We start from the raw sequence: 23,606 nt of genomic DNA, 5'->3' as shown, positions 1-23,606 counted from the left end.
ATTCACTCCTTTATTCTTTTTCGATTCACGAAGAAACTCTTCATGATCGTTTTTCATCGTTAGTTGTTTTTCTTGAGCTTATAGCACCCCTATGTGTTAATTTATAGACGGTGTCTCAACCAAGGAGACAAGATGGGCTATTCAAGATCAATAAAGGTAAGCATTTTAAGACGGGTTTTACCCCCTGATAACGAAAGTATTACCAAGGTGAGTGAGGAAATGGGTCTTAATGATCAAACGATTCGGAACTGGGTCAAGCAGCCTGCAGGCAGTCAGTTACTCATCGAAGAAACATGCCCTCGTTTCATTAATGCGCAAGAAAAGTATCTTCTGATAAAAGAAGCAGCCAGCATATCGGAAGCAGAAAAAGGGACGTTTTTACGGGAAAGGGGCTTGCATTCAGAACATTTAACTCTTTGGGATCAGGAGCTACGCGAGATGATGAGTCAAAAACAGGATTTGAAAAATCAAGATCCTCTGAAAACCTTGGCAAACCGTAAAATATCCTGAGACAGGTGCCCGCGTAAAAAGCTGCCCGGTTAAAAAAAATCCGCCACGATACAAACCGGCAAGTGCAACCTCCTGCATCACCTCCCTCAGTCCGTTGACTCTCCCTTCGACAGTGGTCGTATCATATTTTTCAAGCATCTGGCCAAGTACACTCATTTCAGATCCCTTTTCATCGAGTTGACAAGCTCCAGCAATGCCCGCAGCATTCTTTCTTTCATTCCCGGCATGATACAGGCCTCTATCACCTTCAGGTCAAAACGGGTGATATTCTCTTCATCAAGGCGCAGGTCATCCATCAGCAGATCCTGTAATGCACGTGGTGACACGATATTCAGATTTCGGGTAAACACAAGCTTGTCACACAACGCCTTCTCTGGAGAGGCCATCAAAAAACCTGTTTTATCGGTATTCTCGACACGATCAATTCCGACTGGATAAAAATCAAGCGGAGAATGCGTATAGGAAAATCGGCCTATCGGAAGATCATACACCTTACCCCGCCTGGTGGTCATTGAAGTCACCTCAACCACTCGCTCGGGAATAATCCCGTAATGGTACAGCGCGTAATCCATTGAAACACAGGATGGCCCATAGAGGAGATTTGCCACAAGCGGTGTGGAAATGGGAATCGTTGTCCGTTCAGGTGAAACGGCATAAAGCCCTTTCTTGATGGGTACAAGCCACCCTTCATCTATCAAGCGGACAATTTTATCGTTCGGAGAGCGGTACTCTTTGAGCATGGAGACAAGTGCTCCGTGCGTCAGAGGCACACCACCCAGTGAGCTGAGCTTCTTTTCGAGTTGCATGAGGTCATTATTTTGCATAGATAATCGAATATTAGTCGATTATCTATGCAAAACAGAGTTTTCCGGGTACAATAAAAAACAAGCCCCCCTGAATTTATCAGTTCTGAACGCAGGAAGGCGATGGGACACAAAATCTCTTGTCACGTCTAACAATGGTGTAACAAAAACAGCAAACCTGAATAAATTTCCCGTTAAGGTAGCGCTTCTCGTAAACATGGCCGCATAAGATTTTTTCTAACAACGCATTAGCCGCATATTTCAAAACAACTGTTAATTCACGCGTCGCATATACGTCGCAAAACCAGTATAAACAGCGTTAATTTCGACAGATTCAGTGTGTTTTGGCTGTATTTGAGACAACAAGAAAAACCATCTAAGTTATTTTTTTACAGGGTTTTATGGGAGTGGACGATAGTGGATTCGAACTTCTGACATCTACAGTGCAAATATCATACTGAAGCCATATACCATTGATATAAAAAGAGTTATAGGGATAATTAATTTTTCATATCGCATCCGCGTCGCAGATTTTTTATCAAAATCAGTGCCCAAATCGTAACAACAATTACACCATAGCTTCAGAAAACCTCCCTTTTTCTCACAGACTATAGAGGAAAATCTCCATGCTCGAATAGAATTATTGAATCACTATGGTAAGCTTTTTACCCAGAGCTTCGGCATAATGGCTCAGCGTCGAGAGCCGGATGTCTTCCGAATGGTTCTCGATGCGGGAGACTGCCGATTTTTTGGTGTGCAGTTTTTCAGCCAGATCTTCCTGGGTCAGGCCTGCACGTTTTCTTGCCTGGCGCAGTAACTCCCCGATCCGGAATTGTTCGTAACCCTGTTCAAAAGTTTTTGCGAAATCCGGGGACTCATCTTTCCGCTTCTTAATGTATCGTTCAAGATCATCCATGGTTTTTCCTCGATAGATATTCTGTTTTCCGCTTTTCAGCGAGTACAATTTCTGATGCCGGGGTTTTCTGAGTTTTCTTTGAGAAACCATTGGTCAGAACAACCAAGCTTCCTTGATCAAGAAATCCTAAAAGCCTAAAGGCATTACTTGCCTGTTTTGCTCTGATCTCCCATATACCATCCGTGTTTTGGAGTTTCTTGAAATACTCGGTCGACACCGTGGGCAACTCCTTGACAAGTCTGAGCACCCACAGTACCTTCTGGACTTCCTTTTCAGAAAGCGTGTCCAGATAGTCTTCCACTGGACTTTTCCCGGCACGGGTCTTAAAGAAAACAATCTCTCGCATGAGTAAATGTTAACAAAATAGTTAACTATCCACAAAAGGAATTCGTTCAGTCGCCCGCTCTACAGTTCCAGTTCAACCCATGCCGGATCATGGTCACTACCATCGCCACTATGTTTTGTTCGTCTGTTAATCCAACCTTTACGAAAGTTTAACTGTACTCACGTAATATGCCGTTGTGGGACAACTGGGCCAGTCATGGCTGGATTAGTCATCAATGCCTCTTTGAATCAATTACCCATCAATTAAAATTCAAGCCCGGAAAGGGAGATGCAATATTACTTCAATCAGAATATCACTCCCGCATACTGATACGATACCCCATTGCTCGATAACCACGCTGGCGTTTTTCCCACATTCGTGCAAGCTGCGGATTGTCATGTTCGACATAATCGTAGATACGAACATCACCCTTATTGACATGTTCACGGTGCAGACGACCTGCGTACTGCTGTAATGTTCCATGCCATGAAACAGGCATGGCAAGCACCATGGTATCAAGAGGGGGATGATCAAAACCTTCACCAATCAGGCGCCCGGTTGCCAGAATTACCCGTGGAACCGAATCATCAAGTTCTGCAAGACCTGCAAGCGTAGTTGCGCGCTGCTTTTTTGTCAACCGGCCATGCAGCAAAAAGCTATGCGGAATTTGATCAGCAAGTACTTCGCGTATCAGTTCCAGTTGTTCTGTGCGTTCCGTCAACACAAGGATCTTTCGACCTTCGTGATATGCAGCCAGAATATCCTTTGCAATGCATTGGTTGCGGGAGGAGTCATGGGTGAGGATACGGAAAACATCCTGAATACCAGATCCTTGGGGAATTACTGGCGAGAATAGGTTTAGCGGCCGAACCTCTAAGCGAACTGGAGCATTTTCTGCTTGAAGCGCGCGATGCCTTACCGGGCCGCATTGCATAAAGATTATGGGCTGATGACCGTCTCGACGAATAGGTGTTGCTGTAAGTCCCAGAACATATGCCGCTTTAGACTGCTTGAGAATTGCCTCAAAAGTAAAGGCTGAAAGATGATGACACTCGTCAACAATGATATGGCCATAGCTGTCGAGCAACACGACAAGATCATCACGCCGTGAAAGAGATTGCATGACAGCGATATCAATCAAGCCTGATAGTTTCTTTTTGCCGCTTCCAATAAAACCAGGAGAGGCACCGGACAGGTCGAGAAAGGTGGATAACCGCTCCCTCCATTGCTGAAGAAGTTCAGCTCGATGAACAAGAATGAGGGTGCTCACTTTGCGCCGGGCAATTATTGCGGCAGCCATGACGGTCTTGCCGAATGCTGTGGGTGCGGAGAGGATCCCTGTTTGGTGCTTGAGCATCGCAGTGATTGCCGTTTGCTGGTCTTTTCTTAACTGACCGGTAAACGTTACTGATATTTCGGTGCCTGATATGCGCTCATCCTGAATGTCCATACGGATATTGTGCTGTCGCAGCAGTTCGGTGACTGCGTCAAAGCATCCCCTCGGCAAACTGATATGAAGCGGAAAGTTTTCGGCACAACAGACGATTCGGGATTTGTCCCATACGGGCAGACGCATTGCCTGAGCCTTGTAAAACTCGGGATTTTGAAAAGCAGCCAGGCGAATGAGACGGTTGGCCAATGGCTGGGGCAGATCGGCTTTGGCAATGAAGATCTGATTAGCGAACACAAGAGTCAGTGATTCAGGCATGGGGCCGGGGATCCGACTGAAACTCTGCAATGAGCGTTGCCATGGCTTTTGTTCCTCCTCTTCTGTAATAAAAGCGATATCAAGCGGATGGCGAACGCCAACTGATCGCTGTATGGCTGAATCCAGTTCGAGACGTGATAGTCTTTGAATGGATGAGAGATATTCCCACTGGTCAGGATAGATGACAAAGTTTTCATCAACAAATACACTGAACCCCTTCGATCGTGGCTTTTGCTGCAACGGGAGCGCAATCAGGTTGCCGAAACCACCTTTTGGGAGGGTGTCCTGATTAGGAAAAAACCGATCGTAGCTTTTTATGGCAAGTTGACGGGTACGGTCACATGTCTGGCTTATAAGTGCAGCACCAAGCTGCCGTGCATTTGACGCCGGAACAGGTTCAGCAAAAAAAATCCATACATGCGCACCGTTACCTGAACGCGAAATCTCCAAAGTAGCAGGAATATTAAACTCCCTGCACGATTGCATGAAGGCTGATGCATCCTCATGCCATCCCTCATCATCAAAGTCAGTCGCAATAAAATAACAGGTTTCATCCGGCAGCATTGGATATACGCCGATGGTATGCTTGCCGGTAAGATGGCGGTAAAGAACATTTTCTGTAACCGGTAACAGCGAGCGCTGCTTGCAATCACCACATTTGATCCGGGGTTTATTGCAGATACCTTTCCGCCACTCGTTGCTGCACGCAGGAGAATAACCCGACATTCCTTTGGCAGATTCCCAACGAATTGGATACACATCCCTGCGGCCACGGAATAGTTGGCCGAACAGTGCAACTTTTTCCATAGTTGACCGCTGCACTGTCGATGTCAATGGGATTTCAGATGAATTTTCTTCTGATGGAACTGACTCTTCCCACGGTATGCCATTTGCATCAAGCAGAGCTTTCAACCTGACATTTTCTTCCTGTAGTTGCCTTAATGCATCAGGCAATTGCCCGGAAACATGGTTATACCGGCTCTCCTCATCCATACCTTTTGATTTTCTAATCCCTCAGGAACGGAAACGATAAAAGGTAACCAAATACCTTTCACGACCTTTCATGAATCAATCGAATAAAGCAACATAATTCACTACTATACACAATTGGTTCATTGGACAGATTGCACAGACTATTTTCATCCTCCTGTCTATCGACTTACCAATGTTCCTGGGAATGAGTACTTTTAAATTATAAAATGACAGGGCAATGCCTAAGCAAAAAAAATAGCAGACACCGCGCTGGTTGCCATGACTCTGATGAATACAGAACATAACCCGAAAGAGATGCTCATGATTGTTACCATGACTTTAAATTTCATCAGTCAATAAAATGGGCACAACAGACGATTATAGTACAGGGCGTGTACTTGAAAACATCAGAAAGGCATTGCATGTTTTTGACAGCACAGAGGGATCACTCTCCAATAACGAGCAGGCTCTCCGGATACAGGAAAAAATTCAGGCGTTTGAACCCAGGATTCTCTCTTTTCCTGAAGCCTCCGACTATATCCGAAAAGCTTCAACAATCGCTCTGGGTGAGCGTGTCTGCCGAGTTCTCCATCCCGGGTCAGTATCGACAGAATCGGTTTTTCTCGATGAACTCGCTGAAGCGATGATTTGTTCAGAACAAGCTATGCTTGCGTCAATCGAAGATGCAGAACAAACCCTGAAACAGCACTCCAGCCATCCTCTTATCATCTCAATGGTTTCCGGCAGATATCAGGAAATATGCGCTTCCTATACACCGGATTGTGTGTATTGGAGAGCTAAAAAAAGAGGATTGCACTGTTTGAAACACAAAAACAGCTGAATACCGCAAAATACATTCTGTCCAGACTCATCTGACAGACTCGATAAATTTACGGTTTCTGCAAAAAAAACTTCAGTACCTATCTCACCTGGCTTTCTTTCCTTCAGCTTGAAAAAAGAATTCCGTCTAACAATGGTGTAACAAAAACAGCAAACCTTAACATATTTCCTGTCAAGGTAGCGCTTCTCGTAATCATTGCCGCATAAGATTTTTTTTAACAATGCATTAGCAGCGTATTTCAAAACAACTGCTAATTCTCGCGTCGCATATACGTCGCAAAACCGGCATAAACGGGGTTAATTTCGACAGATTCGATGTATCTTTACTGCATTTAGAGCAAAAAGAAAAAGCCTGTAAGTTATTTGCTTACAGGCTTTTATGGGTGTGGACGATAGAAGATTCGAACTTCTGACCTCTACAGTGTAAATATTGTACTGAGGCCATATATCTCTTATATAAAAAGAGTTATAAGACTTTAAAAATTCTCGCGTAACATACGCGTAACAAAAATTTTATCACTATCGATCAATAAATAAAAGTAACGATTAAGCTCTCACCTCTGGTTTTTCATGATTACTCCGCCATGAATTCGGAGCAATCCAATTGTCCTGAAAAAATCGCTTTGCCCTGAGCGCTTCCACAGCTGGAGATAGAAATACCTGCACCTGCTGCACCACATCAGCAAACGAAGCTGGCAGGTATTCAAGACCAATACGTTTTCTGAAGGCATTCCATTGCACCTGCTTCTCCTCAATGAACTCTCCGAAAAAGATTTTTTTCATCTGGACGAGCGTTGTTCCCCGTTGCGCAAACGTCTGCCTGATGGCTTCTGCGAGACTGGCACCTTCGAAATCATACTGGCGTGAGAGCATCCAGATATCATAGAAGTCTTTCATCCTGCTGTTGAGAATCCCAAGCTTGGCCATAACCTCAAACTTTTCGGCAATCATGCTTTCTCTGCTGTAACAGTACATCTCAGCCTGAGGGAAATTCAGCAATGATGGTAACGATTCCTGTACTGGATCAGGGTAGACCTTGTCTCCAAATCCAATATCAAGCTGGATAGTCAGTCGGGCGGCATCGAGATCACCGCGAAATCGTATGCGCAATCCTTCATAGTCCGCATCTTCCGTTATCGGCTCAACGGTGATTGATTCCGGATCGAAAACGATCCCGTCTCCTTGTTTTTCAACGGCTAAAACCTGACGGATAATGGTCGTGATACTCTCAGGGGCGTTTCCTGTTCTGCCGAGCATATCGATATCCATTGTCGGTCTTGCCAAGGGAGCATGCCAGACCCTGAGCAACAATGCCCCCTTGAGAATGAAACGATCTGCGAATGAGGAAATCGACAGACGATAGAGAAAGCGCTCCATGGCATAGTATTGCAACAGCTCCTGAAAAGGCCTGTTTTCCTGTCGCGCCTTGTTCAACAGCCTTTGCCTGACCGAGGCTCCGATATTTTTGATCGCTTTTGTACTCACAGCGTTGCCTCCAAATATGGTTTCATGACTGAAGCAACACGGCACACCTCTGCATACTGCATGAGCGCATGCAGATTCTTTTGCACTCTCTGCCGATACAGTTTGAGCGCTTCGAGCACGATATCCATCCCGATCCTGTTACGAAATTTGAAGCAGTCTACAAGCGTCTTTTCCGGACTGTAGATCTTCACCGGGACACCATCGAGCTGATGCGTTTCAATACCGACCTTGAAACAAGAGGGTGAAAACCGGAAAACCGTAACCGGAGGATACTCGATTCTTGGTTGTTCGGCACCTTTTTCAAGCGCAAGAGATACGCTGTGTGGAACCTGGGTGGTCATTTCGTGAAAGGAGAGTGCCGAAACCAGGCAAAGTATACCATTCGGAACCCTCAGTGCAACGGTGACAAGATCAGGATATTCGAGCTGCTTCCACCCTTTGAGTTGGTAAATCCCTCGAGAAAGCTCTTCAAGCTCACCACTGTCACGAAGAGTGTAAAGCGTCCGGGGATGAATACCAAGACTGATCGCTTCCCGGGTACGGATGAGGCCTCCCTGGGCAAGAATAAGAGCTTTGGCCTTATCTGCAACTCTACTTTGTTGTGACATTTTTCATAAGGATAGAAATACCATACATTATGCATAAGTATAGGTATATTTATCCTAACCAACAATAGACCAGAGAAGTATCAAAAAAGGCTGAGGGAAATTTTTACCACTCCTTTCTCAAGCTTTCAGCGACGTTTGAGCTGTTCACTGCAAATTGCCTGAACTGGCTGAACAACATTTTATTGTTATTGCAAAACCGTATCGTTACAAGTGGAGCCAAGGTCTCCCCTCACAGTATCATGAACCTCAACTTTAAGCACTGATGCTTTTCAGAGTCATTTCCGACATTCATAACGAGTTCTGTCGAGAAGAGAGCAGCGAGGACTGGCAGGTTCCGGAACTTGCCGAAGACAATGAATCCGTGCTCATCCTTGCTGGAGATATCGGGCTGTTGAGCAGAAAACAGACATGGTTCGGTTTTCTTTCGCAATGCTCAAAGCAGTTCAGAGATGTTTTCGTCATTGAGGGCAATCACGAATGGTATCACGGCAACATCGAGAAGCACTCCTGGCCGAACGCCTTCGCCGAGCATGGATTTCACAACGTACATACCGGTACGCTCATTCTGGCGGAAGAGAAAATCGCCATCATCGGGACCACTCTCTGGACAGACTTTTTTGGCGGCAATCCAATCGCCATGTTTGATGTCAGTCAGGGCCTCAATGACTATCTGCTGATAAAAGTCGGAGCCGATTATCACCGGTTACGGCCGGAGTACCTTCTCGCTCTTCATCACAAGCAGAAAAAAAGGCTTTTTGAAGATGTCGATCACTATACGGGACTCGGATACACCGTGATTGTGGTCACCCATCATCACCCCTCAATGCAAGGAATCGCCCCTGGTTACCGAAACGACCCCCTGAACGCGGCATATGTGTCAGACCTTGAAAAAGAAGTGCTCTCCCATAAAATAGCCTACTGGATCTGTGGTCACTGCCATACCGCCATGGAGTATTCAATCGGCGAGACCAGAGTGATCTGCAACCCCAAAGGATATCCTCACGAATACGGCAACGGTTTCGATCCGCTCAAAACGCTGAACGTTCAGTGATTTAGCATTTGGAGAATGTAGCAGCTATCGCCACCTTTTATAAGATTAGCCACCCTCGGGCTAAAGAAGCCAAAAACGTTCGGGCCATTTGGCACCGAAAAATGCCAGAAACCTGAACAAAAGAGTGTAGGGGTAGCGCAGGCATTACGCATACAAGCGCAATACTCAATTATGCAATAAGTTATCAGGTTTTTTCAGGAGAAGTAAAAAAACTCGCATAACAATGGCGTAACAAAACCATTGGTAAACGGCGTTAAATCAGATAAAATCGGAGTATTTCAGTGGCGTAAGAGCGGGAGGAAGAAAGCCTGCAAGTTATTAATTTGCAGGCTTTTATGTGGGATGTGGACGATAGAAGATTCGAACTTCTGACCTCTACAGTGTCAATGTAGCGCTCTAACCAACTGAGCTAATCGTCCTCTCTGAAAGGCTGTTAATATAGCCTTTCATTCATGAATAACAAAGTCTAAGATGCCCTGTTATGCAATTTTTTTCTTTTTGCGGTCACCGGAGAAATATTCCGGGGCTGCTTTGTTCTCGATGGTGTCGGCTGTGATGACACATTTATGGGTGTTTTTCATCGAGGGAATCTCAAACATGATGTCGATCATGACGTTTTCGAGTACTGAACGCAGGGCACGCGCCCCTGTTCCCCGCTCGATGGCGATTTTGACGACCTTGTCGAGCGCCTCTTCGGTAAACTCAAGTTCAACGCCATCCATTTCAAAGAGTTTCTTGTACTGCTTGGTGATGGCATTTTTCGGCTCAACCAGAATGTTGCGCAAAGCCTTCTCATCGAGCATCTCAAGGGTTGAAATCACGGGAAGACGGCCGATGAATTCGGGGATAAGCCCATACTCGTGCAGGTCGTCCTGCATGACCAGCTTGAGGATTTCCGGATCGTAGCCGATCTGCGTGGTTTTGACCTTTGCGCCAAAGCCCATGGATGATTTTGAGACCCTTTTGGCGATGAGCTTGTCGAGTCCTTCAAACGCTCCACCACAGATGAAGAGAATGTTCTTGGTGTTGATGTTGATCAGTTGCTGTTCAGGATGCTTGCGTCCTCCTTTTGGGGGCACACCGACAACAGCGCCTTCAAGTATTTTCAGCAATGCCTGCTGCACTCCTTCGCCTGATACGTCACGGGTGATAGAGACGTTGGCCGATTTGCGGGCAATTTTATCGATCTCGTCAACATAGATGATGCCTCGTTCGGTGCGTTCGAGATTAAAATCCGCTGCATGGAGCAGACGGGCAAGAATGGTTTCAACGTCGTCGCCAACATAACCTGCTTCGGTCAGTGAGGTGGCGTCAACGATGGAGAAGGGCACTTCAAGCAGGTTGGCAAGGGTCTGGGCAAGAAGGGTCTTTCCTGTTCCGGTAGGGCCGATGAGCAGAATATTGCTCTTTTCAATAACAACTTCATCGTCTGCCTGCTGCTGCTCCTGTGAGTCAATCCTCTTGTAGTGGTTGTAGACCGCTACGGCAAGCGACTTTTTGGCTGCATCCTGACCAACCACGTACTGACCAAGCGAATCCATGATTGCTTTCGGGCTGACAAGACGAGGCTGAAAGGGCTGCTCCGGCACCTTTGCAACGGGCGGAACTGCGTTTACCTCTTTGCGCAGGATATCAAACGATGTCTTGATACAACGATCACATATAAATGCTTTCGGGCCAGCAATCATACTATTGACCTCCTGGGCACTTCTGCCACAAAACGAGCAGAAGACCTGATCGGTGGTACCGCTACCGCTTTTTGTTCTACTTTTTCCCGGTTCTCTTTCTCTCGTCATGAAACAATTACGCTTTCTGTCAAATTAATAAGCTTAAACAATCTAAAATCCCATTTTGGCAAGACTTTCCAGCAGAAGCTGCAAGGTCAGACTCAGTTTAGGGTGTCCTTCCTCAAAATGGTCAAGTGCCCCGTTCATACGTTCCATAAGTGATGCATCCTCATGGATGGCACCAGCTTTTTCGTTGAGAAGTCGCTGCATATCCGATCGGAGGTTCGACAGCACAGCTTCCGTTGTATCATCAATGGAGTCTACCTGTTCAAGCTCCTGATGAAGCGTATCGAGAAGCTCCCTGAGTTTTTGCTGTTCCATAATCCTCCCTCATTAAATAAATTTTACGGCAGATTTGTGTAGCCCATCAGAAACCGGTCACACTCACGTGCAGCAGAGCGGCCCTCATGAATGGCCCAAACCACAAGACTCTGTCCCCTGCGGGCATCGCCAGCAGCAAAAATTCCGTCGCGGTTGGTACGATAGTTTTTCTCTGTCGCCTTGATATTTGAACGTTCATCCTGAACAACCTGCAGTTGCTGCAGAAGATGCTCCTCTGGCCCAACAAAGCCCATCGCCAGCAAAACAAACTCTGCCGGTATGATCTGTTCCGTACCTGCAACGGGCTGTGGCACAAAACGGCCATCCTCTGTAACCCATTCCACTCTGGATACCTCAACTGCCTGCACAGCACCTGTTTCATCAGCAAGAAACTTCTTGGTCATGATGGAGTATTGTCGCGGATCTTCTCCCTGCAGAAACGCTGCCTCTTCCTGCCCATAATCAACCTTGAAGGTTTTAGGCCATTCGGGCCAGGGATTTTCTGGCTGACGATCAAGAGGCGGTTTCGGCATGATTTCAAGCTGCAAAACACTTATACACCCCTGACGCAATGATGTGGCAACGCAATCGGTACCGGTATCGCCTCCACCAATAACAACAACATTTTTGCCTGCGGCTGAAAGAGCTGGTGTAGTGTCGTCAAGCAAGGCTTTGGTACTTGAACGCAGGAAATCCATGGCATAATGGATACCTGAAAATTCACGTCCCTCTGCAGCAAGGTTGCGGGGCTTTGTAGCACCCGTACAGAGCACAACAGCATCAAACTCTTCAAGGAGCTTGTCTGCCGGATAGTCAACACCAACCTCTGTGCGCTCCACGAAGGTAATTCCCTCACTCTTCATCAGCTCAATACGACGCTCTACAACAAGCCGTTTGTCGAGCTTCATGTTCGGAATACCATACATCATGAGACCGCCAAAACGATCATCTCGCTCGAAGACGGTAACGCTGTGTCCAGCCTTGTTGAGCTGATCAGCACAGGCAAGTCCCGATGGACCTGAACCGACAATGAGCACCCTTTTTCCGGTTCTGTTGGCAATCTGTTTTGGGACTACCCACCCTTCAGTAAAGGCATGCTCAATAATAGAGCATTCAATATTCTTGATGGTAACCGGCAGTTCAATGAGACCAAGCACGCAGGAACCTTCACACGGAGCCGGACAGACCCTGCCTGTAAATTCAGGAAAGTTGTTGGTTTTCATCAACCGATCGTAGGCCTCGTGCCAGAACCCTTTATAAACATAGTCATTCCACTCAGGAACAAGATTGTGAATGGGACAACCGCTCGTCATACCGCTCAGCATAAATCCGGTATGACAGTATGGTGTACCGCAATCCATACAACGGGCGCCCTGCTCCTGCAGTTCCCCGGCCTCCATCTCTTTGTGAAACTCTTGCCAGTCGTGTATTCTCTCCAGAGGCGCTCTGTCCAAGGGCAATGCTCTCTGATACTCCATGAAACCTTTAACTTTACCCATATCAATGATTTAATCTTTTTCCAACCGGGTTGCACCACCCTTCTCGGGTATTAATTCCCTGAAACTCGTGCCGGATCATGAATATTTTTATGAAATGCAGCCATAACCGCTTCATCGCCACTGAGCCCTGCAGCCTCAACTACTTTCATGGCTTCAAGAGCACGGCGGTAATCTTGTGGCATCACTTTGACGAAACGCTTGCGAAGAGCATCCCGGTCATCAAGAATGGTCTGACCAAGATGGCTGCCGGTATAGTCGACATGCCTTTCAATCATCGACTGAAGTGATGCAAGCTCCATTGGATCATCAATGGCAGAGAGATCGACCATCTCACGGTTACAGTTGCCGGCAAATGTACCATCAACATCGTAGACATAGGCAATACCGCCCGACATACCTGCCGCAAAGTTCCTGCCTGTTTTGCCAAGAATGACCACAGTTCCACCGGTCATGTATTCACAGCCATGATCTCCAATCGCCTCAACCACAGCATTCAAACCACTGTTGCGAACACAGAAGCGCTCTCCGGCCATTCCCCTGATAAAGGCCTCGCCTGAGGTTGCTCCATAGAATCCGACGTTGCCGATGATAATATTCTCTTCCGGCAGGAAAGAGGAACCTTGTGACTGATAGACAATAATCCGGCCACCGGAGAGTCCCTTGCCCACATAATCGTTAGCATCGCCTTCAAGCTCAAGAGTGATGCCATTGGGAATAAAGGCACCAAAGCTCTGACCGGCTGAACCAACAAATTTCAGGTGAATCGTATCGTCCGGCAATCCGGCAGAGCCATATGCTTTCGTCACTTCATACCCGACAATGGTGCCGACAACCCTGTTCGTATTTCGAATCGGAAGCGTGGAGACAACCCGCTCTTTTCTTTTTATGGCTGGCTCACAGATAGAGAGCAGGGTCGTGCGATCAAGACTATCATTGAGACCATGCTCCTGTTTGATGGTGCAGTAGCGCACTCCATCCTCACCCACTTCGGCCTGATAGAGAATCTTGGAAAGATCAATACCCTGTGCCTTCCAGTGATCGACAGATTTCTTCATACTCAGTAACTCAGTGCGTCCGACGAGTTCGTTCAGGGTACGCACACCAAGACGTGCCATATATTCGCGCACACCTTCAGCAAGGTAGCGCATGAAGTTTTCAACATGCTCCGGTTTACCCTTGAAATGTTTGCGCAGTTCCGGATTCTGGGTAGCTACACCAACCGGGCAGGAATCATCCTGGCAACAACGCATCATGATGCATCCCATCACCACAAGCGTGGTAGTGGCAAAACCGAACTCTTCAGCGCCCAGCATTGCTGCAATAATAATATCACGTGCGGTTTTCAACTGACCGTCCGCTTCAACAACAATTCTGCTACGCAGATTATTGAGCACAAGGGTCTGGTGGGCCTCAGCAAGACCAAGCTCCCACGGCATACCTGCATGCATAATGCTTGAAACTGGCGATGCACCGGTTCCGCCATCATGGCCACTGATGAGCACAACATCCGCATGGGCCTTGGCCACACCGGCGGCGATAGTGCCGACACCAACGGTGGAGACCAGCTTGACGTTGATACGGGCAACCGGATTGGCATTTTTCAAATCATGAATAAGCTGCGCCAGATCCTCAATAGAATAGATATCATGGTGGGGCGGAGGAGAAATCAGACCGACGCCCGGTGTTGAATGACGCACCTTGGCTACCCAGGGATAGACTTTGGAGCCTGGAAGCTGTCCGCCTTCACCAGGCTTGGCACCCTGAGCCATCTTGATCTGGATCTCATTGGCACTGGCAAGATATTCGCTGGTAACGCCAAACCTTCCGGAAGCGACCTGCTTGATGGCCGACATTCTCGAATCGCCATTGGCATCTTTTTTAAAACGCGCCGGGTCTTCTCCCCCTTCACCGGTATTGCTCCTTCCCCCAAGCCTGTTCATGGCAATGGCAAGGGTTTCATGAGCCTCCTGGCTTATGGAACCATAAGACATGGCTCCTGTTTTGAATCTTTTCAGAATGGCCTCAACCGGCTCAACCTCATCAATCGGCACGGCCTGATCGCTGAACCTGATATCCATCAGGCCTCGTATGGTACAGAGATGCTGACTCTGGTCATCGATAAGGTTCTCGTATTTTTTAAACAGCTCATAATCTGCTGTTCTGCAGGAGTATTGCAGAAAATGGATCGCCTCAGGGCTGAACAGATGGTATTCGCCACTATGCCGCCATTTGCGTTCACCGCCAGCTTCAAGCCCGCGGTCAACTTTGTTGCCTGTGGGCGGAAAAACCGCTTCATGACGCCGACGAACCTCTTCAGCAACAATATCAAGACCGATACCTTCTATACGGGTTGGCGTGCGGGTGAAGTAGGCATCAACAAGCTGGGTATTGAGGCCAACTGCCTCAAAAATCTGGGCTCCACGGTAGCTCTGGATTGTTGAAATTCCCATCTTGGCCATGGTCTTCACCACACCCTTGACGGCAGCCTTTATATAGTTCTTTATGGCAACCTTCTCATCCAGCTTGATATGGCCCGACGCAGCCAGCGAACGAACGGTCTCAATCGCCATATAGGGATTGACGGCACCAGCTCCATAACTGATGAGCATGGCAAAGTGGTGTACCGTCCTTGGCTCAGCCGATTCAAGAACAAGGCCAACCTGTGTTCTTATACCAGCATTGATAAGGAAGTTATGCAGACCGGATACAGCAAGAAGCGCTGGAATCGGTGCACGATCATTATTAAGCTCTCCCTTGTCGGAGATGATAATGATATTGACACCCTTGCTTGCCGCCTGTTCAGACTGACGGTAAAGGTCGTACATGGCGGCTTCAATACCCTTTCCACCCTCTTTTACCGCATAAAAAATCGGCAAGGTGACCGCCCTGAAGCCGGGTTTGTCTATACCACGAATCTTTTCGAGGGCCTGATTGGTCAAAATTGGATGGGGCAGGCGAATGCGTCTGCAGTTAACCTCTGAGGGTTCAAGCAGCCCTCCTTCCGTTCCAAGCATGACTGTTGTGGAAGTGATCAGTTCCTCTCTGAGCGAATCAATCGGGGGATTGGTCACCTGGGCAAAAAGCTGCTTGAAATAGTCGTAAAGCAGTTTCGGCTTGTTAGACAGCGCAGCAAGCGGTGTATCGTTGCCCATCGAGCCAACCAGCTCCACACCTTTTTCACTCATTATCTTTATCTGCAGCATAAGATCCTCCTGGGTATAGCCATACACCTTCTGACGGGCAGTAAGGCTATATTTATCCTCATCAGGATTTTTCAACTGCGGATGATCGGTTAACGCATCCAGATCGACCATGTTCCGCTCAATCCATTCACGATAGGGTTGTTCACTGGCAATGCTCTCTTTGATCTCTTCATCGGAAATGATGCGTCCCTGGGCGGTATCGACCAGAAACATGCGTCCCGGTTGCAGGCGATCTTTTTTCAGGATCCGCTCCGGAGCAATATCAAGCACACCAACCTCGGATGCCATAATGACAAGATCATCCTTGGTGATATAATAGCGTGACGGACGAAGTCCATTGCGGTCAAGAACGGCTCCAATCTGTACGCCATCGGTAAAGGTTACTGATGCAGGACCGTCCCAGGGCTCCATGAGACAACTGTGATACTCATAAAAGGCTTTTTTCTCAGCCGAGAGCCCGCCATTACCTGTCCAGGGCTCCGGAATAATCATCATGGCTGCATGAGCAAGTGAACGGCCAGAAAGCACAAGGAACTCAAAGGTATTATCAAGAATGGCGGAATCACTGCCATCCTCCAGAATAATCGGTTTGATACTCTCAATCGCATTGCCGAACACCTTCGACTGGATATTTTTCTCCCTCGCCTTCATCCAGTTGACGTTGCCCTTCAGCGTATTGATCTCACCGTTATGACTGAGAAAGCGATAGGGATGGGCCCTGTCCCAGCTCGGAAAGGTATTGGTGCTGAAACGGGAGTGAACCATGGCAATGGCGCTCTCCATATCCGCATCATGCAGTTCAGGATAGAACTCCCCTACCTGTTCGGGAAGGAGCATTCCTTTATAAACAATCGTGCGACCGGAAAGGCTCGATATGTAAAAATAACTGCTGCCAAGAAGGCCTGCGGTATACTTGACTCTTTTGGTTATACGGCGCCGGATGATATAGAGCTTTCTTTCAAATTCCAGTTCAGAGAGCGTATCCTTGCCCCAGCCAACAAAAAGCTGCTTGACAATAGGTTCCTGTGAGCGTGCAGTTTCGCCAAGAGTATCGTTACAGGTTGTCACCTTCCTGAAGCCGAGAAACTTCTGCCCCTCGGCCTGAATCATCTGACGGCAGATGTCTTCAATAGCGCGTCTTTGAGAGATATCCGGCGGCAAAAAAAGCATTCCTACGCCATACTGCTTCTTGGGGGGAAGATCTATATTTATATCAGCACAAACCCTGCGCAGAAACTTGTCGGGAACCTGAAGAAGAATTCCTGCTCCGTCACCGGTATTTTTTTCACATCCACATGCACCGCGATGCTTGAGGTTCTCATTGATCTGCAAACCCTGCTCGACAATTTCATGGGATTTGACTCCCTTGATATGGGCAATAAACCCTACACCGCAAGCATCATGCTCGAACTGAGGATCATAGAGCCCAGTATTTAACGTAACGTTCATATTTTCAGGCACAACTTTTCAAACAGTTTCAAAAAAAAGGCAACCGAAAGATCTTAGCGCAGAATATAAATGTTTTTTAACAATATACCCCCAATCCTGTCACCAGGCACTATTGGCTTGCTTTCCCCTGGCTGGCCACAGCATCAACCGCCTTTTTCAAGGCTTCCTGATCGCCGAGATAATAACTTCTCAATGCGTTAAGATCATCATCAAGTTCATAGACTAACGGAATTCCGGTGGGAATATTTACACCAACAATATCTTCCTCGGAAATATTGTCAAGATATTTGACCAGGGCACGCAATGAGTTACCATGAGCTGCAATAATCACCTTGCGGCCTTTGCGGATTTCTGGGGCTATCGTTTCATGCCATATCGGCAAAAAGCGATCCACCGTATCTTTGAGACATTCACTCAAAGGAATCTCCTCTTCAGCCAGATCGGCGTAGCGAGGTTCGGATCCAGGGTAGCGCTCATCACTCTTCTCCAGCGCAGGAGGCGGGGTATCGTAACTTCTCCGCCAAACAAGAACCTGTTCCTCGCCATATTTCTGCGACGTTTCCGATTTATTAAGCCCCTGCAGCGCACCATAATGGCGCTCGTTCAGCCTCCAGCTCTTGAAAACAGGAATCCACATCAGATCCATTGCATCCAGCACACTCCAAAGAGTCCGGATAGCACGTTTCAGTACTGATGTATAGGCTACATCAAACACAAAGCCCCCCTCCCGAAGGAGTTTACCAGCATTTGCAGCCTCTTCTCTCCCCTGATCAGTCAGGTCAATATCATACCACCCGGTAAAACGATTTTCCCGATTCCACTGACTTTCTCCATGCCGCAACAAGACCAGTTTGATCATAGCTACTCCCTTTTTTCAGGATTTTTTATTCAGGAAAATCCTCTTTCCCTGTTAGTTGGCCAGCAATTTAATATTCTCTGCACCTTTTCTCAAACTTCATCCACTTCAGTGCCCGAAAGTTTACTTAAGAATGCCATGAATAGTTGAAATGGTGGGGATTTTCGGAGAATTGTCTGTAGATTTATAAATTGAAATATGATATCTTAAGTAATTTTTGGCGCAGGACGGTTGTTGGCATACTGCCAGTCTCCCCTCTCCCCAGTAGTAATGATGATCTGTAAATGCCCTTATACTGATAAAAACGACAATGAACGTAGACAATTTCAGATTACAAATAGGCGGAAAAGAGTATGTACCCATCATTATTGGGGGCATGGGTGTTAACATTTCAACAACAGAGCTTGCCCTTGCTGCTGCCAAACTCGGCGGAATAGGCCACATTTCTGATGCTATCGTCAGCTACGTTTGTGACAGGATATTCAACACCACTTTTGTAAGTCGGAAAAGAAAAAAGTACGCCCAGTTCAGTAACAATCCTGATAAGTCAGCGGTTCTGTTTGACCTTGAAGAGGTCGCCGCAGCCCAAAAAAAATATATTGAGTACACGATCTCCCAAAAAACAGGAAGTGGTGACATTTTTCTGAACTGCATGGAAAAGCTGACCATGAACAGCGGTATCGAAACACTGAAGGTACGGCTGACCGCAGCGATGGATGCCGGTATTGACGGCTTGACCCTCGCGGCAGGTCTCAACCTCCGGACACTTGACCTTATTCAGGATCATCCAAGGTTCCGTGATGTCAAAATTGGCATTATCATCTCCTCCGTCAGGGCTCTTGCCATCTTTCTGAAACGGGCAGTGCGCCTGAACCGTCTCCCCGAGTACATCATTGTGGAAGGGCCACTTGCCGGTGGTCACCTTGGCTTTGGAGCAAACGACTGGCATACCTTCGATCTCAAAACGATCTTTACTGAAGTACTTGCTTTTCTGAAAAAGGAGGGGCTGAACATTCCGGTGATCCCTGCAGGAGGTATATTTACCGGCACTGATGCCGCAGACTATCTTCAACTTGGAGCTGGTGGCGTACAGGTTGCAACCCGCTTTACCATCAGCAAAGAGGCTGGTCTTCCCGCTGAGGTCAAACAAAACTATCTCAATGCAAAAGAGGAAGATATCGTCGTGAACATGGCCTCTACCACCGGTTATCCCATGCGGATGCTCACCTCTTCACCAACCCTTCGTTATGCCATAAGACCGAATTGCGAGGGGCTTGGCTACCTGCTTGAAAATGGAGGGAAATGTTCCTATATCGACGCCTATTACGCGGCCATTGCAGAAAGAGAAGCAGGGCAACCACTTGCCGTGAAGGAGAAGACCTGCCTCTGTACCGGCATGGCCAATTATGACTGCTGGACCTGTGGCCATACCACCTACCGCCTCAAAGAGACAACAAATATGCTTGCAAACGGAAAATGGCAGCTTCCGACGGCGGAAGATATTTTTCTTGACTACCAGTTCAGCACCGACCAGGCCATCAGGCTGCCGAAACCAGAGGTTACTTGACAAGAGCTGAAAATATGAGACATAAAACAATCCTTTTCCTCTATGCCGCACTTGTAACATTCATTCTCATTCTGGTTGTTTTTACCGTAAACCAGTTGAGTGCGGCAGCCTCCCTCCTCAGCTTGCTGCATCCTTTTGCCGGAACCCTTTTTCTGCTCTTCAGCGCGGCCTGCATACTTTTTGCACTCTACAGCGGCTTCAAGCTTTTTGCTGCCCCGAAAAAGGCCGTACTGCCGAAAAACGGAAACTCGAAAAAGATGATAGCTTACACAGAATTTCTGCTCTCCCGCTTACCGGTTCATCCCATGCATCAGGAGCCGTTAACAAAGAAAAAAGATCAAAAGTGGGTACGTACCAACCTCAGATTTATTGAAGTGGACGCAAACAACACCATAAAACAGATCGCCACAAAAAACTTTTTTGTAGGTGCGTTTGCCCAGAATACCTCCTACGGAACAACCACCTCCCTTATGAACATCCTTAAGGTGGTCTGGAAAATCTACGTTATGCACACCCGCGAGCAACAGCTCAGGGAGTTTATCTCACTCATTCGCTCCGTATACGGTTGCCTCCCACTTTCCGATTTCAAGAAGGAGGATATCCCTGCCCACATCAGGCCAATCATACAGTCTTCGTTCAGCAATACCCTTTCAACACTCTTGCCAGCAGGAAACCTGCTGAGCCCGTTTTTTCTCAACCTCTTCATAGCCGGATCGACAAACACCTATCTCACCTGTCTAGCGGGTATTATCGCAACACGCCACTGCCAGATCATGACGGAAGAAGACAAAAAAGAGATTATCCAGCAAAGCATGTTTGAAGCATCATTCATGCTGAAAGAGATTGTCAGGGAGTGCAACCCGATTCTCTCAGTCACCATCAGCCAAGCCGTAAAAAAAGCAGGTATCGAAAGTCTTGATACGATCCACCCCCCTTCGACAGGAAGCGGTATGGCCCAGGACATCGTCTCCCACCTTGCAAGTTCGCTGAAAAACATGCTTAAAGACAATGGATAGTAATCAGCCATCTACTGATTACTGATTACTGACTACTGATCACTCCCCTTCCGAAGTTCCCTGAAAAAATCCTGCAGTAAATTCCGGCACTTGTTTTCCATGATCCCGCCAAAGACCTCCGGCTGATGATTGAGCTGTCGGGATCCCGTCACATTCATAACCGTACCCGCAGCTCCCATTTTCGGATCATAGGCTCCAAAAATAACCCTTCCGACCTTGGCATTAACGATAGCCCCGGCACACATCGGGCAGGGTTCCAACGTCACGGCAAGGGTACAATCATTGAGATATTTGCTGCCGAGTGTTGCCATGGCTGAAGTCAATGCAATCATTTCAGCATGTGCAGTGGAATCACAAAGCGCTTCAACCTGATTATACCCCCTCCCAATGACATGACCATTACTGTCGAGAACAACCGCACCCACAGGAACCTCCTTGCGTTCAAACGCCTTGATTGCCTCACGAAAAGCCAGTTCCATGCAATACGCAAAATCCATCATACTTTTTATATAAATAGTGTTGAGTCAGCAATAAGAGGTTTTACCGTAATCGTAATTTTCATTATACTATGCTCTTTGCGCAATCAAGCGTTTTCCTGCATCCGGTGTGCAAACTATCGTCAGTAACCCAATACCTAATAATATGAACATTCATGAATATCAAGGCAAGGATATCCTGAGAAAATTCGGGGTTGCCGTGCCAAGAGGAATTGTAGCCTATTCACCTGAAGAAGCAAAACAGGCGGCTGAGCAGCTTTTTGATGAGCTCGGTTGTCCGGTTGTTGTTATAAAAGCACAGATTCATGCCGGAGGCAGAGGAAAGGCTGGTGGAGTAAAACTCGCCAAATCACCTGAAGAGAGCCTTGATATTGCCCACCAACTGATTGGCATGACGCTCATTACCCATCAAACCGGCCCGGAAGGCAAAGAGGTCAGAAGAGTTCTTGTCGAAGAGGGTATGAATATCGAAAAGGAGTTTTATGTCGGTATTACCCTTGACCGCTCAACCTCGAAGAATGTTCTGATGGTTTCGACCGAAGGCGGCATGGAAATTGAGAAAGTTGCTGAAGAGACTCCGGAAAGGCTCCTGAAAATCCAGATTGACCCTCTCTTTGGCATGCAGGGATTCCAGGCACGCGAAGCCGCCTTCTTTCTCGGGCTCAAGGGTGAACAGTTCCGCAACGCCGTAAACTTCATCACTGCGCTTTACAACGCTTATATCTCTATTGACGCCGCACTGGCCGAAATCAATCCGCTGGTTGTCACCAAAGAGGGAAAAGTGCTTGCACTCGACGCAAAAATTAACTTTGACGACAACGCTCTTTTCCGCCACAAAGAGTTCCACGAACTACGCGATACCAACGAAGAGGATCCATTTGAAGTCGAAGCCTCAAAATCCAATCTCAACTACGTCCGCCTTGACGGTAATGTCGGTTGCATGGTCAACGGCGCAGGACTGGCTATGGGCACCATGGACATGATCCAGCTTGCTGGCGGGAAACCGGCGAATTTCCTTGATGTTGGTGGTTCAGCAAGCCCGCAAACTGTTGAAGAGGGATTCAAGATCATTTTGAGTGACAAAAACGTCAAAGCAATCCTTGTCAATATTTTCGGTGGTATTGTTCGCTGTGACCGCGTAGCAGGTGGCATTATCGAAGCCGCAAAAAAAATAGACCTGCACCTGCCAGTCATTGTCCGCCTTGAAGGAACCAATGCGCCAATAGCACAGAAAATGCTTGATGATTCAGGCTTGAACCTTATTGCGGCAAAAGGACTCCGTGATGCGGCCCAAAAAGTACAGGAAGCACTGGCAGCCTCCTGAAGAGAGACACGAACACAGAACAAAAAAACACCCCGCAGATCTTCTCTGACGGGGTGTTCTTTTGAGTAGTCCCAACTTTTCTAAAATCAGAAGCTAAACTCAATCGCCACCAGCATCGGGAAAAGAATCATTGTAAGCCTCTTCCGCTTCAAACCAATCATCCTGATCTTCTCCATATCTCTCACCCTTCTTTTTCCACCGATAATAAGCCGTCAGCCTGATTGACTCTTCGCGCTCCTCAGCTGAAAGAACCCCGTCAAGAGCCACAGGTTCTACCTTTTTCTGTGATTTTTTTGACATGAGCGTTTTACTTTTCGTTTTCTATCATTGTTAGCTGACAGGAATCTCCTTCCCTGTTTTTGGAGTAGGCTCCACTTTGGGAACAACAATCCTGAGCACTCCATTATCATATTTTGCCTCAATCTTTGCGGCATCGATGTTCTCGCCAACCGTAAAACTGCGGCTGAGGCTCCCCCACGACCGCTCAACGCGGTGATACCCCTTTTTCTTCTCCTCCTCACTCTGGGTTCTCTCCACAGAGATAGAGAGTACATTATCTTCCATCGAAACCTTGATATCCTCTTTTTTAACACCGGGAATATCAGCCTCAATAAATATCGCATCATCGTCCTCACTGACATCAACCTTGAAGGCTGGCGCTACCATTGAAGAGAAAAAAGGCGACACCTTATCATTGAAAACATCCTCGAACATTTTCAGGGGATCCCTTTTGTAAAGCGACAGTGACATGGTTTCTTCTCCTGTTGTTTGAATTATTACAAATCAAATACATGAATAAGAGCTGACGCATACTGAACAATGTTCTCAAAAAAAAAATTCCCGATACCGAGGAGATTCGAATAATCCCG

General features: G+C 47.2%; 20 protein-coding genes, 1 tRNA gene and 1 pseudogene. 6 read left to right on the top strand and 16 right to left on the bottom strand.

Annotation, left to right across the window (positions count from 1 at the left end):
* Positions 1-132 precede the first annotated feature (132 nt).
* A complete protein-coding gene (locus PPHA_RS16705; protein WP_190274056.1) occupies positions 133-510 on the top strand; it encodes a transposase in 378 nt (125 codons plus the stop codon).
* Here PPHA_RS16705 and PPHA_RS16700 read toward each other — a convergent pair.
* The 5 genes and pseudogenes from PPHA_RS16700 to PPHA_RS03895 form a co-directional block, all read right to left on the bottom strand.
* Positions 461-648 (bottom strand): annotated as a pseudogene (locus PPHA_RS16700) (nucleotidyl transferase AbiEii/AbiGii toxin family protein); the annotation flags it as partial. The gene PPHA_RS16705 and the pseudogene PPHA_RS16700 sit on opposite strands and share 50 nt — an antisense overlap.
* A 14-nt stretch (positions 649-662) precedes the next feature.
* Entirely contained in the window at positions 663-1,334 is a 672-nt protein-coding gene (locus PPHA_RS03910) for a type IV toxin-antitoxin system AbiEi family antitoxin domain-containing protein (protein WP_150085586.1), read from the bottom strand.
* A 619-nt stretch (positions 1,335-1,953) separates the two neighbouring features.
* Entirely contained in the window at positions 1,954-2,229 is a 276-nt protein-coding gene (locus PPHA_RS03905; RefSeq protein ID WP_012507578.1) for a helix-turn-helix domain-containing protein, read from the bottom strand.
* Entirely contained in the window at positions 2,222-2,575 is a 354-nt protein-coding gene (locus tag PPHA_RS03900) for a type II toxin-antitoxin system RelE/ParE family toxin (protein WP_012507577.1), read from the bottom strand. Before PPHA_RS03900 ends, PPHA_RS03905 begins: the two co-directional genes overlap by 8 nt.
* A gap of 292 nt (positions 2,576-2,867) precedes the next feature.
* Positions 2,868-5,255, bottom strand: coding sequence for a TOTE conflict system archaeo-eukaryotic primase domain-containing protein (locus PPHA_RS03895; RefSeq protein ID WP_012507576.1), 2,388 nt, complete (start codon positions 5,253-5,255; stop codon positions 2,868-2,870).
* 340 nt (positions 5,256-5,595) lie between these two features.
* On the opposite strand from PPHA_RS03895, the gene PPHA_RS03890 reads away from it, so the two are divergent.
* Positions 5,596-6,075 (top strand): hypothetical protein, encoded by a 480-nt coding sequence (locus tag PPHA_RS03890; RefSeq protein WP_012507575.1) that lies wholly within the window; start codon positions 5,596-5,598, stop codon positions 6,073-6,075.
* 545 nt (positions 6,076-6,620) lie between these two features.
* On the opposite strand, the gene PPHA_RS03885 is transcribed toward PPHA_RS03890, so the two are convergent.
* Together PPHA_RS03885 and PPHA_RS03880 are read right to left on the bottom strand one after the other, a co-directional pair.
* Positions 6,621-7,559 carry a nucleotidyl transferase AbiEii/AbiGii toxin family protein gene (locus tag PPHA_RS03885; protein WP_012507574.1) on the bottom strand — a complete coding sequence of 313 codons (939 nt, stop codon included), beginning with the start codon at positions 7,557-7,559 and terminating at the stop codon, positions 6,621-6,623.
* Positions 7,556-8,167: a type IV toxin-antitoxin system AbiEi family antitoxin domain-containing protein gene (locus tag PPHA_RS03880; protein WP_012507573.1), complete on the bottom strand. Its 612-nt coding sequence runs from the start codon at positions 8,165-8,167 to the stop codon at positions 7,556-7,558. Before PPHA_RS03880 ends, PPHA_RS03885 begins: the two co-directional genes overlap by 4 nt.
* Before the next feature lie 262 nt (positions 8,168-8,429).
* Here PPHA_RS03880 and PPHA_RS03875 point away from each other — a divergent pair, with 262 nt between their 5' ends.
* Positions 8,430-9,218 (top strand): metallophosphoesterase, encoded by a 789-nt coding sequence (locus tag PPHA_RS03875; protein WP_012507572.1) that lies wholly within the window; start codon positions 8,430-8,432, stop codon positions 9,216-9,218.
* Between the two features lie 345 nt (positions 9,219-9,563).
* On the opposite strand, the gene PPHA_RS03870 is transcribed toward PPHA_RS03875, so the two are convergent.
* From PPHA_RS03870 to gpmA, 6 genes are all read right to left on the bottom strand, one after another.
* A tRNA-Val gene (locus tag PPHA_RS03870) sits at positions 9,564-9,637 on the bottom strand.
* A 60-nt stretch (positions 9,638-9,697) separates the two neighbouring features.
* Positions 9,698-11,014 (bottom strand): ATP-dependent Clp protease ATP-binding subunit ClpX, encoded by a 1,317-nt coding sequence (gene clpX / locus PPHA_RS03865; RefSeq protein ID WP_012507571.1) that lies wholly within the window; start codon positions 11,012-11,014, stop codon positions 9,698-9,700.
* 42 nt (positions 11,015-11,056) lie between these two features.
* Complete coding sequence (locus PPHA_RS03860) at positions 11,057-11,326, bottom strand: DUF4404 family protein (RefSeq protein WP_012507570.1); 270 nt, start codon at positions 11,324-11,326, stop codon at positions 11,057-11,059.
* Positions 11,327-11,349: 23 nt separating this feature from the next.
* Positions 11,350-12,825: a glutamate synthase subunit beta gene (locus PPHA_RS03855; RefSeq protein ID WP_012507569.1), complete on the bottom strand. Its 1,476-nt coding sequence runs from the start codon at positions 12,823-12,825 to the stop codon at positions 11,350-11,352.
* Between the two features lie 50 nt (positions 12,826-12,875).
* Complete coding sequence (gene gltB / locus PPHA_RS03850) at positions 12,876-17,477, bottom strand: glutamate synthase large subunit (RefSeq protein WP_012507568.1); 4,602 nt, start codon at positions 17,475-17,477, stop codon at positions 12,876-12,878.
* A gap of 109 nt (positions 17,478-17,586) precedes the next feature.
* Positions 17,587-18,336, bottom strand: a complete 750-nt coding sequence (gene gpmA, locus PPHA_RS03845) for a 2,3-diphosphoglycerate-dependent phosphoglycerate mutase (protein ID WP_012507567.1) — start codon at positions 18,334-18,336, stop codon at positions 17,587-17,589.
* Between the two features lie 307 nt (positions 18,337-18,643).
* Between gpmA and PPHA_RS03840 the strand changes: the two genes are divergently transcribed.
* Together PPHA_RS03840 and PPHA_RS03835 are read left to right on the top strand one after the other, a co-directional pair.
* Positions 18,644-19,900 carry a nitronate monooxygenase gene (locus PPHA_RS03840; RefSeq protein ID WP_012507566.1) on the top strand — a complete coding sequence of 419 codons (1,257 nt, stop codon included), beginning with the start codon at positions 18,644-18,646 and terminating at the stop codon, positions 19,898-19,900.
* Between the two features lie 14 nt (positions 19,901-19,914).
* Entirely contained in the window at positions 19,915-20,916 is a 1,002-nt protein-coding gene (locus PPHA_RS03835) for a hypothetical protein (RefSeq protein ID WP_012507565.1), read from the top strand.
* A 32-nt stretch (positions 20,917-20,948) separates the two neighbouring features.
* On the opposite strand, the gene PPHA_RS03830 is transcribed toward PPHA_RS03835, so the two are convergent.
* Positions 20,949-21,416 carry a nucleoside deaminase gene (locus PPHA_RS03830; protein WP_012507564.1) on the bottom strand — a complete coding sequence of 156 codons (468 nt, stop codon included), beginning with the start codon at positions 21,414-21,416 and terminating at the stop codon, positions 20,949-20,951.
* Positions 21,417-21,558: 142 nt separating this feature from the next.
* Between PPHA_RS03830 and sucC the strand changes: the two genes are divergently transcribed.
* Entirely contained in the window at positions 21,559-22,737 is a 1,179-nt protein-coding gene (sucC, locus tag PPHA_RS03825; RefSeq protein ID WP_012507563.1) for an ADP-forming succinate--CoA ligase subunit beta, read from the top strand.
* A gap of 99 nt (positions 22,738-22,836) precedes the next feature.
* Here the strand turns inward: sucC and PPHA_RS03820 are convergent, their stop codons facing one another.
* Complete coding sequence (locus PPHA_RS03820) at positions 22,837-23,037, bottom strand: DUF2934 domain-containing protein (RefSeq protein WP_012507562.1); 201 nt, start codon at positions 23,035-23,037, stop codon at positions 22,837-22,839.
* Positions 23,038-23,067: 30 nt separating this feature from the next.
* Positions 23,068-23,487, bottom strand: coding sequence for an Hsp20/alpha crystallin family protein (locus tag PPHA_RS03815; protein ID WP_012507561.1), 420 nt, complete (start codon positions 23,485-23,487; stop codon positions 23,068-23,070).
* Between the last annotated feature and the right edge of the window lie 119 nt (positions 23,488-23,606).

It is taken from the genome of Pelodictyon phaeoclathratiforme BU-1 (assembly GCF_000020645.1).
Classification (GTDB): domain Bacteria; phylum Bacteroidota; class Chlorobiia; order Chlorobiales; family Chlorobiaceae; genus Chlorobium; species Chlorobium phaeoclathratiforme.
Note: the sequence above shows the minus strand (reverse complement) of the source record. Positions and strands in the feature narration are given on the sequence as shown.

Coding starts and splice junctions, on each gene's coding strand:
- PPHA_RS03910 (WP_150085586.1), bottom strand. CDS start 1,334: ATGCAAAATAATGACCTCATGCAACTCGAAAAGAAGCTCAGCTCACTG.
- PPHA_RS03830 (WP_012507564.1), bottom strand. CDS start 21,416: ATGATGGATTTTGCGTATTGCATGGAACTGGCTTTTCGTGAGGCAATC.
- PPHA_RS03880 (WP_012507573.1), bottom strand. CDS start 8,167: ATGTCACAACAAAGTAGAGTTGCAGATAAGGCCAAAGCTCTTATTCTT.
- sucC (WP_012507563.1), top strand. CDS start 21,559: ATGAACATTCATGAATATCAAGGCAAGGATATCCTGAGAAAATTCGGG.
- PPHA_RS03860 (WP_012507570.1), bottom strand. CDS start 11,326: ATGGAACAGCAAAAACTCAGGGAGCTTCTCGATACGCTTCATCAGGAG.
- gpmA (WP_012507567.1), bottom strand. CDS start 18,336: ATGATCAAACTGGTCTTGTTGCGGCATGGAGAAAGTCAGTGGAATCGG.
- gltB (WP_012507568.1), bottom strand. CDS start 17,477: ATGAACGTTACGTTAAATACTGGGCTCTATGATCCTCAGTTCGAGCAT.
- PPHA_RS03835 (WP_012507565.1), top strand. CDS start 19,915: ATGAGACATAAAACAATCCTTTTCCTCTATGCCGCACTTGTAACATTC.
- PPHA_RS03895 (WP_012507576.1), bottom strand. CDS start 5,255: ATGGATGAGGAGAGCCGGTATAACCATGTTTCCGGGCAATTGCCTGAT.
- PPHA_RS03875 (WP_012507572.1), top strand. CDS start 8,430: ATGCTTTTCAGAGTCATTTCCGACATTCATAACGAGTTCTGTCGAGAA.
- PPHA_RS03840 (WP_012507566.1), top strand. CDS start 18,644: ATGAACGTAGACAATTTCAGATTACAAATAGGCGGAAAAGAGTATGTA.
- PPHA_RS16705 (WP_190274056.1), top strand. CDS start 133: ATGGGCTATTCAAGATCAATAAAGGTAAGCATTTTAAGACGGGTTTTA.
- PPHA_RS03815 (WP_012507561.1), bottom strand. CDS start 23,487: ATGTCACTGTCGCTTTACAAAAGGGATCCCCTGAAAATGTTCGAGGAT.
- PPHA_RS03890 (WP_012507575.1), top strand. CDS start 5,596: ATGGGCACAACAGACGATTATAGTACAGGGCGTGTACTTGAAAACATC.
- PPHA_RS03820 (WP_012507562.1), bottom strand. CDS start 23,037: ATGTCAAAAAAATCACAGAAAAAGGTAGAACCTGTGGCTCTTGACGGG.
- PPHA_RS03905 (WP_012507578.1), bottom strand. CDS start 2,229: ATGGATGATCTTGAACGATACATTAAGAAGCGGAAAGATGAGTCCCCG.
- PPHA_RS03855 (WP_012507569.1), bottom strand. CDS start 12,825: ATGGGTAAAGTTAAAGGTTTCATGGAGTATCAGAGAGCATTGCCCTTG.
- clpX (WP_012507571.1), bottom strand. CDS start 11,014: ATGACGAGAGAAAGAGAACCGGGAAAAAGTAGAACAAAAAGCGGTAGC.
- PPHA_RS03900 (WP_012507577.1), bottom strand. CDS start 2,575: ATGCGAGAGATTGTTTTCTTTAAGACCCGTGCCGGGAAAAGTCCAGTG.